Raw genomic sequence first — 10,385 nt, 5'->3', positions numbered from 1 at the left:
CTGCCACAGCTGATGCGGCCAGTGCGGCCGACGCGGCTGGTACGGCGGCACCGGCCGGCGAGCGGGAGCTGACCGCTGTGGAGTACCGCTCGAGCGTGGTCGCGCGCCTGGCCCAGCGGGCCGGCGGCCCGGTGCCCGGCCAGACAGACGGCCACGCGGGCAGCCAGGCGGATGGCCAGCCGGTTCCCGACCGGGCGGTCCTGGCGGAGGCGATGCTCGCCGAGCTCGCCACCGTCCGGCAGCAGGAGATCGAACGCGGGGTGACCCTGGTCGGCCCGCACCGCGACGAGCTGCTGCTGTCGATCAATGGGCGGCCGGCGCGCGGCTATGCCAGCCACGGCGAGTCGTGGTCGCTGGCCCTCGCGCTCAAGCTCGCGTCCTTCGAGCTGCTCCAGGACGATCAGCGCGAACCGGTCCTGCTGCTGGACGACGTGTTCGCCGAGCTCGACGCGAACCGTCGGGACCGGCTGGCGGAGCTGATCCGTTCGGCCGAGCAGGTGCTGGTGACCGCCGCGGTCGAGGCGGACGTGCCCGCCGTCCTGGCCGGGACACGGTTCACGGTGGCGGATGGGAAGGTCAGCCGTGTCGCATGACCCGCATACCCCGGATACCCCGGACGGCGAGAGTGATGTCACTCGAAGTAGCGAGCGTGAGGGCGGGGGCGAGAACGGGGACGGGCTCGGCGAGCGGCCCGCGCGCGGGGCCGATCTCGCCCGTCTCGTCCTGGCTCGGGCGAAGGAGGACGCGCGGGCACGGGCGCTGGCGGCCGGCCGTGCCGGCGGGCGCGCGGGCACCGGCGGCGCGGCGGCCCGCGGCGACAGCCGGTCCGACCCGGCGCGGCAGCCGCCGCGCCGGCCACGGCTGCCCGGGATGGCCGCGCCCGGCCGAGAATGGCTCGAACCGGTCACGCTGGGTGCCGCGCTGCAACGACTGCTTGCCGAACGCGGCTGGCGGGACCAGGCGACGGACGCGTCGGTGCTGGCCCGCTGGGAGAGCCTGGTCGGCCCGGACATCTCCGCACGCTGCTATCCGGTCTCCCTGCGTGACGGCGAGCTGGAGCTTGCCGCCGAGTCGACGGCCTGGGCGACCCAGCTACGCCTGCTGTCCCGGCAGCTCCTGACCACCCTGCGTGCGCAGCTCGGGCCGGATGTCGTGCGCCGGATCGTCGTCCGGGGGCCGACCGCGCCGAGCTGGCGGCACGGCCCGTTGCAGGCACCCGGCGGGCGCGGCCCCCGTGACACCTACGGCTGAGCCGGCCGTCCCCGGCTCGGCGGGAGCGGGATCCGAGCAGGTCAGGCCAGTGATGGCGGCCCGGCCCCGCGGGCCGCGCGCCGCACCGGGCCGCGTCCGTGAGCCGTGGCCTGTGGACAGCGACAGCGGGCCGGGCGCCCGCGGCCGGCCGCGGGCGCCCGGCCCGTGGCGTTGGGCCACGACCGCCCGGGCGCCCGCCGCACCCCCGGCCCGTGATCGGGCGTCGCGGGCATCCCGGGCGTCCGGGGTGTTCCGGAGGCTGCCCGCGGCCCGCACGCAGGGTCTCCGGATCGCCCACAGGCGTCGTGCGGGTAACCCCTGCGTACGGGGGTTCGATGGAAAGCTGTTCGGGACGCTGCGCGGATGCCAGGGGCCACCCCGCGTCCTTCTGGCCGATACGCCAGGTAGACTCAGGAGACGCTTCTCGCGTTATGCGCAGTTGAGGACGAGGGGACATACCGCGTGGCCTACGACGCAAGTTCGATCAAGGTTCTTGAGGGTCTCGACGCGGTTCGCAAGCGTCCGGGTATGTACATCGGCTCCACCGGCGAGCGTGGTCTCCATCATCTCGTCTACGAGGTTGTGGACAACGCTGTGGACGAAGCGCTGGCCGGCTACTGCGACACGATCGGTGTGACCCTGCTCGCCGACGGCGGTGTCCGGGTCTCCGACAACGGCCGTGGCATCCCGGTAGGCGAGCATCCGACGGAGAAGCGCCCGGCGGTCGAGGTCGTCCTGACCACGCTGCACGCCGGGGGGAAGTTCGACGGCAAGTCGTACGCGGTCTCCGGCGGTCTGCACGGCGTCGGCGTGAGCGTGGTGAACGCCCTGTCCACCCGGCTCGAGGTGGAGATCCGCCGGGAGGGCTTCACCTGGTTCCAGCCGTACGAGAACACCCGTCCGGCCGCGCCGCTGGCCAAGGGCTCCCCCACCAGGAAGACCGGTACGACCGTCACCTTCTGGGCCGACGACACGATCTTCGAGACGACCGACTACAAGTACGAGATCCTCTCCCGCCGGCTGCAGGAGATGGCGTTCCTGAACAAGGGGCTGACGATCAACCTGCGGGACGAGCGTCCCGAGGAGCCCCTCGCGGTCACCTACCGCTACGCCGGCGGGCTCGTCGACTTCGTCGAGCACCTCAACGCCAGCAAGGACCCGATCCACAAGACCGTCATCTCGCTGGACTCCAAGGGCACCGGCATCGAGGCCGAGCTCGCGATGCAGTGGAACGCCGGCTACAACGAGTCGGTCTACACGTTCGCCAACACCATCAACACCCACGAGGGCGGCACCCACGAGGAGGGCTTCCGCGCGGCGCTGACCAGCGCGGTCAACGCCTACGCCAAGGACCAGAACCTGCTCAAGCCCCCGAAGGCCAACGGCAAGAACCCTGACGAGCGCCTCGCCGGCGACGACATCCGCGAGGGCCTGACCGCGATCATCTCGGTGAAGCTGGCGCAGCCGCAGTTCGAGGGCCAGACCAAGACGAAGCTCGGCAACAGCGAGGCCAAGCGGTTCGTCCAGGAGATGTGCTATTCGGCGCTCAAGGACTGGCTCGAGGCCAACCGGGTCGAGGCCCGGGCGATCGTCAGCAAGGCGCTGGACGCCCAGCGGGCGCGGATCGCCGCCCGTGCCGCCCGCGACCTGACCAGGCGCAAGGGCCTGCTCGGCGGCACCGGCCTGCCCGGCAAGCTCGCCGACTGCCAGTACACCGACCCGGAGCGCTGCGAGCTCTACATCGTCGAGGGTGATTCGGCCGGCGGCTCGGCCAAGGGCGGCCGGGACTCGAAGTTCCAGGCGATCCTCCCGCTGCGCGGGAAGATCCTCAACGTGGAGAAGGCCCGCATCGACCGGGTGCTGAAGAACACCGAGGTCCAGGCGCTGATCCAGGCGCTCGGCTGCGGCATCCACGACGACTTCGACGCCAGCAAGCTCCGCTATCACAAGATCGTCCTGATGGCGGACGCGGACGTCGACGGCCAGCACATCCGCACGCTGCTGCTGACACTGCTGTTCCGGTTCATGCGCCCGCTGGTCGAGGCCGGCTACGTCTTCCTCGCCCAGCCGCCCCTTTACAAGATCAAATGGGGCCGGGAGGACTGGCAGTACGCCTACTCCGACCGGGAGCGCGACGGCCTGATCGAGCACGGCATCGAGGCCGGCCGCAAACTGCCCAAGGACGCCATCCAGCGCTTCAAGGGCCTCGGCGAGATGAACGCCACCGAGCTGTGGGACACCACCATGGACCCGGACCGCCGCATCCTGCTGCAGGTGACCCTGGACGACGCCGCCGTGGCGGACGAGCTGTTCTCCGTCCTGATGGGCGAGGACGTCGACGCCCGGCGCTCCTTCATCCAGCGCAACGCCAAGGACGTCCGTTTTCTTGACATCTGACCGGCCGCGGGGCGCGCGGCCGCGGGCGCCGCGGCGAGCTGGCCGGCGGCGGTCCGTCGGCTCGGCACCCCGGATGTCCGGTTACAGACAGTTTGTACCATGTACGGCTGACCACCCGCACCATCCCTGTATGGAAGGACCCGCGTGACCGACGTACTACCTCCGCCGCCCGGCGACCGGGTCGAGCCCATCGGCATCGAAGTCGAGATGCAGCGGTCGTACCTCGACTACGCGATGTCGGTCATCGTCGGCCGGGCGCTGCCCGAGGTCCGGGACGGCCTCAAGCCGGTGCACCGCCGCGTCCTGTACGCGATGTACGACGGTGGTTACCGCCCGGACCGGGGCTACTTCAAGTGTTCGCGCGTCGTCGGTGACGTCATGGGTAACTACCACCCGCACGGCGACTCGGCGATCTACGACACCCTGGTGCGGCTCGCCCAGCCCTGGTCGCTGCGCTACCCGCTGGTCGACGGTAACGGCAACTTCGGCTCCCCGGGCAACGACCCGCCGGCCGCCATGCGCTACACCGAGTCACGGCTGGCGCCGCTGGCCATGGAGATGCTGCGCGACATCGACCAGGACACGGTCGACTTCGCCCCGAACTACGACGGCCGCTCGCAGGAACCGACGATCCTGCCCAGCCGTTTCCCGAACCTGCTGGTCAACGGCGCCGGCGGCATCGCCGTCGGGATGGCCACCAACATCCCCCCGCACAACCTGCGGGAGGTCGCCGACGGCGTGAAGTGGTTCCTCGCGCACCCGGACGCCAGCGACCCCGAGCTGCTCGAGGCCCTGCTCGATCTGATCAAGGGGCCGGACTTCCCCACCGCCGGCCTCATCGTCGGCCGCCAGGGCATCGAGGACGCCTACCGCACCGGCCGCGGCAGCATCCGGATGCGGGCGGTGGTGCAGGTCGAGGAGAACAAGGGCCGCACCCAGCTCGTCGTCACCGAACTGCCGTACCAGGTCAACCCGGACAACCTCGCGGAGAAGATCGCCGAGCTGGTCCGGGACAACCGCATCAGCGGGATCTCCGACATCCGGGACGAGACCTCCGCGCGCACCGGCCAGCGCCTGATCATCGATCTCAAGCGGGACGCGGTCGCGAAGGTCGTCCTGAACAACCTGTACAAGCACACCCAGCTGCAGGACACCTTCGGCGTGAACATGCTGGCGATCGTCGACGGGGTGCCGCGCACCCTGCGGCTGGACCAGATGGTGCGGTACTACGTCGACCACCAGGTCGACGTGATCGTCCGGCGGACCCGCTACCAGCTGCGCAAGGCCCGCGAACGCCTGCACGTGCTCGAGGGCCTGCTGATCGCCCTCGACCACCTGGACGAGGTGATCAACCTTATCCGCAACGCCGAGTCGGCGGACGCCGCGCGCGGACAGCTGATGGACCGGTTCTCCCTGTCGGAGATCCAGGCGGTCGCCATCCTGGACATGCAGCTGCGCCGGCTCGCCGCACTCGAGCGTCAGAAGATCATCGACGAGGCGGCCGAGCTGCGGGCGAAGATCGCCGAGCTCGAGGCGATCCTGGCCTCACCGGCCCGCCAGCGGGAGATCATCGGCGAGGAGCTCACCGAGATCGTCGACCGGTTCGGCGACGAGCGGCGGACCAGGCTCGTCCCGTTCGAGGGCGACATGTCCGTCGAGGACCTCATCGCCCGCGAGGACGTCGTCGTCACCGTCACCCGCGGCGGCTACGCCAAGCGCACCAAGACCGACCTGTACCGCTCACAGCGCCGCGGCGGCAAGGGCGTCCAGGGCGCGGCCCTGCGCGAGGACGACATCGTCGAGCACTTCTTCGTCACCACCACCCATCACTGGCTGCTGTTCTTCACCAACAAGGGACGGGTGTACCGGGCCAAGGCGCACGAGCTGCCCGAGCAGGCCCGCACCGCCAAGGGCCAGCACGTGGCGAACATCCTCGCGTTCGGCCAGGACGAGCGCATCGCCGAGGTCATGGCGATCAAGGACTATGAGGCGGCCCCGTACCTGGTGCTTGCGACCAGGCGGGGGCTGTGCAAGAAGACCGCGCTGGCCGAGTTCGACTCCAACCGCTCCGGCGGCCTCGTCGCGATCAACCTGCGGGACGACGACGAGCTCATCGCCGCCCGGCTCGTCTCCGCCGGCGACGACCTGTTGCTGGTCAGCCGGCAGGCGCAGTCCATCCGCTTCCACGCCGACGACGAGCAGCTGCGCCCGATGGGGCGGGCCACCTCCGGCGTCATCGGGATGCGTTTCGACAGCGACGACGAGCTGCTCGCGATGGAGGTCGTCCCGCCGGAGTCGGAGGCGAACCTGCTCGTCGCCACCAGCGGCGGCTACGCCAAGCAGACGTCGCTGGGCGAGTACCCGGTGCAGGGGCGTGGCGGCAAGGGCGTCCTCACCGCGAAGATCGTCTCTACCCGTGGTGGCCTGGTCGGCGCACTCGTGGTCAGCCCGGACGACCAGCTCTACGCGATCACGTCCAACGGTGGTGTGCTGCGGACGATCGCGCGCGACGTCCGCCGGGCCCAGCGGCAGACCATGGGGGTCCGTCTCATCGATCTCGAAGCCGGCGTACAGGTCGTCGGAGTAGCACGTAATGCCGATGCGGAAGACAACGCCAACGGCGGGCCGACAGCCGCTCCCGGCGGGGGAAACCCGGCCTGAGGACGGATGACCGGCGGCCGGGCGGCAAGGCGGGAGATGGACCGTGAGCGACAGCGACGACGACCGGACCACCCGGTCACCGGCCTTCCGTGGATCTTCTCCGCCGCGGCCGGAGCAACAGCCCGAACGGGCCGGGGAACCCCGTAACGACCAGCGCGCCGCGTCGGGCCAGGCCCGCTCCGGCCCGGGCGCGACAAAACCCGCGACGTCCTCCACATCCTCCACGTTCCCGACGCCTCCGGCGCCGGGAACATCATCGGGCTCCGGGGCCGGGACAGGCCCCGCAGCGGCCCCGGAGCCGCAGGACGACGGGACACAGGCGCAGAAGCCGGCCTCGGTGCTGCGGGAACTGCGGATGCCGCGGGAGACCCGAGGCAGCCGGGACACCCGCGGCGCCAGAACCACGCAGCGTGCGGCCCCCGGCCCGTCGGCGTCCCCGTCCCCCCGGCCGGCCGCGCCGAGGACGGACACCGGCTCCCAGCCCGGCCGGGGGGACGGGAAGACGGCGGCCACCGGCCCGAACACCGCTACCAGACGCCAGGCTCCGGCTCGGCCCGGGAGCTCCACCGCCGCCTCGGCGCCTTCTTCGGGCCTGTCGGGCACCGCGGGCCCGCGGCCGGGCGTGTCGTCCGCGTCGGCATCGCCGACGTCGGCCGCCGCTGGTTCGACAGGCCTGGCCGGGCCTGCCACCAGCGCGTCGAGAGGGGCACGCGGGCCACGCCCGACCACGTCCGGCAGCGTGGACGGCGCCGCGTCCGGCGAACCGGCCGCACCGCGTCCAGCGGCAGGATCTCCCACCGTGACCGACAGCGTCGACACGGAGGCCATCGCCCTGGCGTCCGCTTCGACCTCCACCGGCGGGCGGCCCCGCTCCGACTCGGACACGATCTCGCTGCGCCGGCCGGCGAAGAAAACCGGCGGCTCAACCGGTACCGGCGTGTCGCCGGCCGCCCGTCCGGCAACTGACGGCCAGGTCACGCGCGCCGCGCCGGGCGGGGATGCTGGTGGTGTGGGACAGTCGAAACGTGGACCGGCGGCCGCGGCGGCGCGGGCCCCGGAGACGGAGGCCTTCAAACGGGTGGACGGTGGACATCCACGCAGTGACGATCGGGCAGCGCCCGCATCATCTGATCGTCGTGCCACAACGGGCCCACTGGCGCGTGGCGGGGGCACCGGCACTCGGGATCCCCTCGTGAAGCGGCCAGCCGACCCCTCCGGCGCGGGCGCGTCCGGCACCTCCCAGGTCCCCGTGCGGGAACGGGGCGGGGTGAAGGAGCCGGCGGCCACCGGGCCGATGACAGGCACCGCCACCGGGCCGTCCACCATGCGCCCACCCGGGCAGGGACGGCGGGCCCGGCTGCGCATCACCCGGGTCAACCCCATGTCGGTGGCCCAGCTGACGTTCGCGTTCTCCCTCTGCGTGTTCGTCGTACTGATGATCGCCGCTGCCGTGCTGTGGTTCGTGCTGAACTCGATCGGCGTCTTCGACAGTGTCGTGGAAGCGGCGGACACGCTCACCGACGGCAGCAACGGCGGCGTACGCGCCTGGTTGTCGTTCACCAGAGCCATGGAGATCGGCCTGCTCGTCGGCGCGATCAACGTGATCCTGATGACGGCACTGGCGACCCTGGGCGCGCTGCTCTACAACCTGTGCACCGAGATGGTCGGCGGTATCGAAGTCACCCTGGGCGACTAGCCGCGACACGTCGACCCCTGACGGGCTTCCAGCCCGGGTGCCTGCCCGAACATCCCACGCATCCGGTACTGTGGAGCCCAGCAAGGACCTGTAGCTCAGTCGGTCAGAGCGCTTCCCTGATAAGGAAGAGGCCGGTGGTTCAAGTCCACCCAGGTCCACCCTTACGCCGCAGGCTTTTCTCCCTCACTTTCTTCTTCGACCAGCGGCGATTCTTCCTCCTCGTGCACGGATTCGTGCACCGGCCCGTCCAAAACCGGCTCTGCCGGACCGAAAATCGCCTCCGCGACGAGGCGCGCGGCGGCAGCGTCCATACCCGCGATCACATGGCTGTAGATCTTCAGCGTGAACGCGACGTCGGCATGCCCGAGCCGTTCCGACACGATCTTCGGGTGGACGTCGGACTTCAGCGCGGCCGTGGCGTAGCTGTGTCGGACGTCGTGTAGCCGGATCACCGGCAGCCCGGCGGCCCTGGCGTGCTTCTGGAACCGGTCGGTCACCGTGTCCGGGTGGATCTCGCTACCGTCCGGCCAGCAGAACAGCAGATCGGTGGTGTGCCCGACCTGCTTCCGCTCCTCCTCCCAGATCTCGATATGCGCGCGCAGCGCGGCCAGCGTCAGCGGATCGAGCGCTCGGGGACGCTGCCCGGACTCGGTCTTCGTCTCCGACTCCACGGCCCGGCCGTCGACGACCACCCGTGGCACGGCCGGGACGACCGTGGCCGCCTTCAGGTCGATGTCCTCGCGGCGCAGCCCGACCACCTCACCCCGGCGCATGCCCGTGGTCACCACCAGCAGATACAGCGCGTAGAGCCGATCACCCCGGATGTACTCGACGAACGCGCGCAGCTGCTCCGGTGTCCACACCGTGGGCCGGCGCCGGCCCACCCGCGGTGGTTGCGCGTCCTCCGCCACGTTGCGCGCCACGTAGTCCCACCTCACCGCATCCGCCAGCGCGCGGTGCAACATCCGGTGCACCGTCGCCACCGTCGACGGCGACAGGCCCGGCTTCTGCTCCGCCCGCCGATGCACCCGACCCTCATCGAGCAGGTGCGCGTACAACAGGTTCAGCCGCACCGGCGTGAGCTCCCGCAACGCGGTCTCCCCGATGATCGGCGTGACGTAGGCCCGGAGCAGGTTGCCGTACTTCACCCACGTCGTGGGGCGCATCCCCGCCTTCATCGCCGCGTGCCACTCGTCCAGGAACGCCCCGACGGTACGGCGGGACACCTTCACGTGCCGGCCCGACTCGTAGGCAGCGATCGAATCCCGCAACGCCTTCTCCGCCTCTTTGCGGGTCGCGAACCCGCCCCGGCCGGTCTGCCGCCGCTTGCCAGTCAGCGAATCCGGATCGACGTCGTGCCGGTAGGCCCACTTACCGTCCTTGCGGTAGGCGCTGCCCTTCATGCGGCCGCTCCGTCCGGGGTCAGGATCGCGCGCAGACCGGCGGTGACGATGAAGACCCGGCCCCCGAGCCGGCGGGAGGGCAGTTCCCCGGACGAGGTCAGCCGGTAGGCGCCGGCCCGGGAGAGACCCAGCAGCCCGGCCGCCCGCTCCACCGAGATCAGTGCGGGCAGGCCGTCGAGCGGGTCGGGGCCCGCCGGTGCCGTGGTGGCCGGGACGGCGGCCAGGCGCGGCCGGGCCTGTTCCGCCAGGTAGGCGTCCAGCCGGTCGGCGAGTGCCCGCAGCTCCGCGGGCAACGTGGCGATGTGGTCCGGCGTGGCCTCACCGGCGGCGGACTCCCGGGGCGGGATGCGAAAAGGCATTCTGGGTGTGCTCCTTGTCGGGGAGTGCGTCCCGGCGCGGTTGCTTGGCATGCGAGGCGTCGGGGCGCGACGGCGGAAATGTCGTCGGGCCGGCCGGCAGGTGGCGGTCATGCTGTCTGTCGGCCGGTTCGAGTGGCCTCGCGGCGTGAGCGGGCTTGGTCGGCGGCCATGTCGGCGAGCATCCGGTCGCCGGTGCGGGCGTAGCCGGACGCCTGGTACCGCCAGGCGGCGAGGGTGATGACTTGGTCGTCGTCTTCCGGCCGGCCCCAGGCGTCGAGCGGGGTGCGTTCCTCGCCGGTACGGGTATGGGTGCGGGCCCAGGTACGGCGGCGTTCCCGGCAGGCGGCGAAGGTCGTGGAATAGGTCCGGCTTTTGGTGATCCAATGGCCGTTGAAGCCGAATTGGTGGGCCCACCGGTCCATGCCGAGGTCGGCGAAGTCGGCGCGTAGCGCCAGCCGCCAGGACGCCCGGACGAGTTCGGCGTGATGGTCCGGGAGCAGCAGGAGCCGGGTGGTCAGGTCGTCGGGGGTGCGGATGCGGCTGTCGAGGGCGCCGGAGGTGGTGACGGATTTCGTGACGTACTTGGCGAGGTAGTTGCCGACGGTGGCGGGGGTGAGG

Annotated in this window: 8 protein-coding genes and 1 tRNA gene; 6 read left to right on the top strand and 3 right to left on the bottom strand. The window is 71.3% G+C overall.

Features of this window, described 5'->3' with window-relative positions:
* The 6 genes from AC5LUJ_RS13635 to AC5LUJ_RS13610 form a co-directional block, all read left to right on the top strand.
* The coding region (locus AC5LUJ_RS13635) for a DNA replication/repair protein RecF (RefSeq protein WP_493465038.1) at positions 1-593 on the top strand (593 nt) is incomplete at its 5' end.
* The gene (locus AC5LUJ_RS13630; protein ID WP_493465037.1) at positions 583-1,251 is read left to right on the top strand and encodes a DciA family protein; all 669 of its coding nucleotides are present in this window, start codon (positions 583-585) and stop codon (positions 1,249-1,251) included. The genes AC5LUJ_RS13635 and AC5LUJ_RS13630, both read left to right, overlap by 11 nt.
* A gap of 462 nt (positions 1,252-1,713) precedes the next feature.
* Positions 1,714-3,648, top strand: a complete 1,935-nt coding sequence (gene gyrB, locus AC5LUJ_RS13625; protein WP_250285928.1) for a DNA topoisomerase (ATP-hydrolyzing) subunit B — start codon at positions 1,714-1,716, stop codon at positions 3,646-3,648.
* Positions 3,649-3,792: 144 nt separating this feature from the next.
* On the top strand, positions 3,793-6,309 hold the full coding sequence (gene gyrA / locus AC5LUJ_RS13620; RefSeq protein ID WP_250285927.1) for a DNA gyrase subunit A: 2,517 nt from the start codon (positions 3,793-3,795) through the stop codon (positions 6,307-6,309).
* 1,192 nt (positions 6,310-7,501) lie between these two features.
* Positions 7,502-8,005 (top strand): DUF3566 domain-containing protein, encoded by a 504-nt coding sequence (locus AC5LUJ_RS13615; protein ID WP_250285926.1) that lies wholly within the window; start codon positions 7,502-7,504, stop codon positions 8,003-8,005.
* An 84-nt stretch (positions 8,006-8,089) separates the two neighbouring features.
* Positions 8,090-8,163, top strand: a tRNA-Ile gene (locus AC5LUJ_RS13610).
* Between the two features lie 3 nt (positions 8,164-8,166).
* Here AC5LUJ_RS13610 and AC5LUJ_RS13605 read toward each other — a convergent pair.
* From AC5LUJ_RS13605 to AC5LUJ_RS13595, 3 genes are all read right to left on the bottom strand, one after another.
* Positions 8,167-9,408 (bottom strand): tyrosine-type recombinase/integrase, encoded by a 1,242-nt coding sequence (locus AC5LUJ_RS13605; protein WP_250285925.1) that lies wholly within the window; start codon positions 9,406-9,408, stop codon positions 8,167-8,169.
* Positions 9,405-9,767 (bottom strand): helix-turn-helix domain-containing protein, encoded by a 363-nt coding sequence (locus AC5LUJ_RS13600; RefSeq protein WP_250285924.1) that lies wholly within the window; start codon positions 9,765-9,767, stop codon positions 9,405-9,407. Before AC5LUJ_RS13600 ends, AC5LUJ_RS13605 begins: the two co-directional genes overlap by 4 nt.
* A 107-nt stretch (positions 9,768-9,874) precedes the next feature.
* The coding region (locus tag AC5LUJ_RS13595) for a replication initiator (protein ID WP_493465036.1) at positions 9,875-10,385 on the bottom strand (511 nt) is incomplete at its 5' end.

The organism is Protofrankia sp. CiP1_Cm_nod3 (genome assembly GCF_982290655.1).
Note: the sequence above shows the minus strand (reverse complement) of the source record. Positions and strands in the feature narration are given on the sequence as shown.

Coding starts and splice junctions, on each gene's coding strand:
- AC5LUJ_RS13605 (WP_250285925.1), bottom strand. CDS start 9,408: ATGAAGGGCAGCGCCTACCGCAAGGACGGTAAGTGGGCCTACCGGCAC.
- AC5LUJ_RS13600 (WP_250285924.1), bottom strand. CDS start 9,767: ATGCCTTTTCGCATCCCGCCCCGGGAGTCCGCCGCCGGTGAGGCCACG.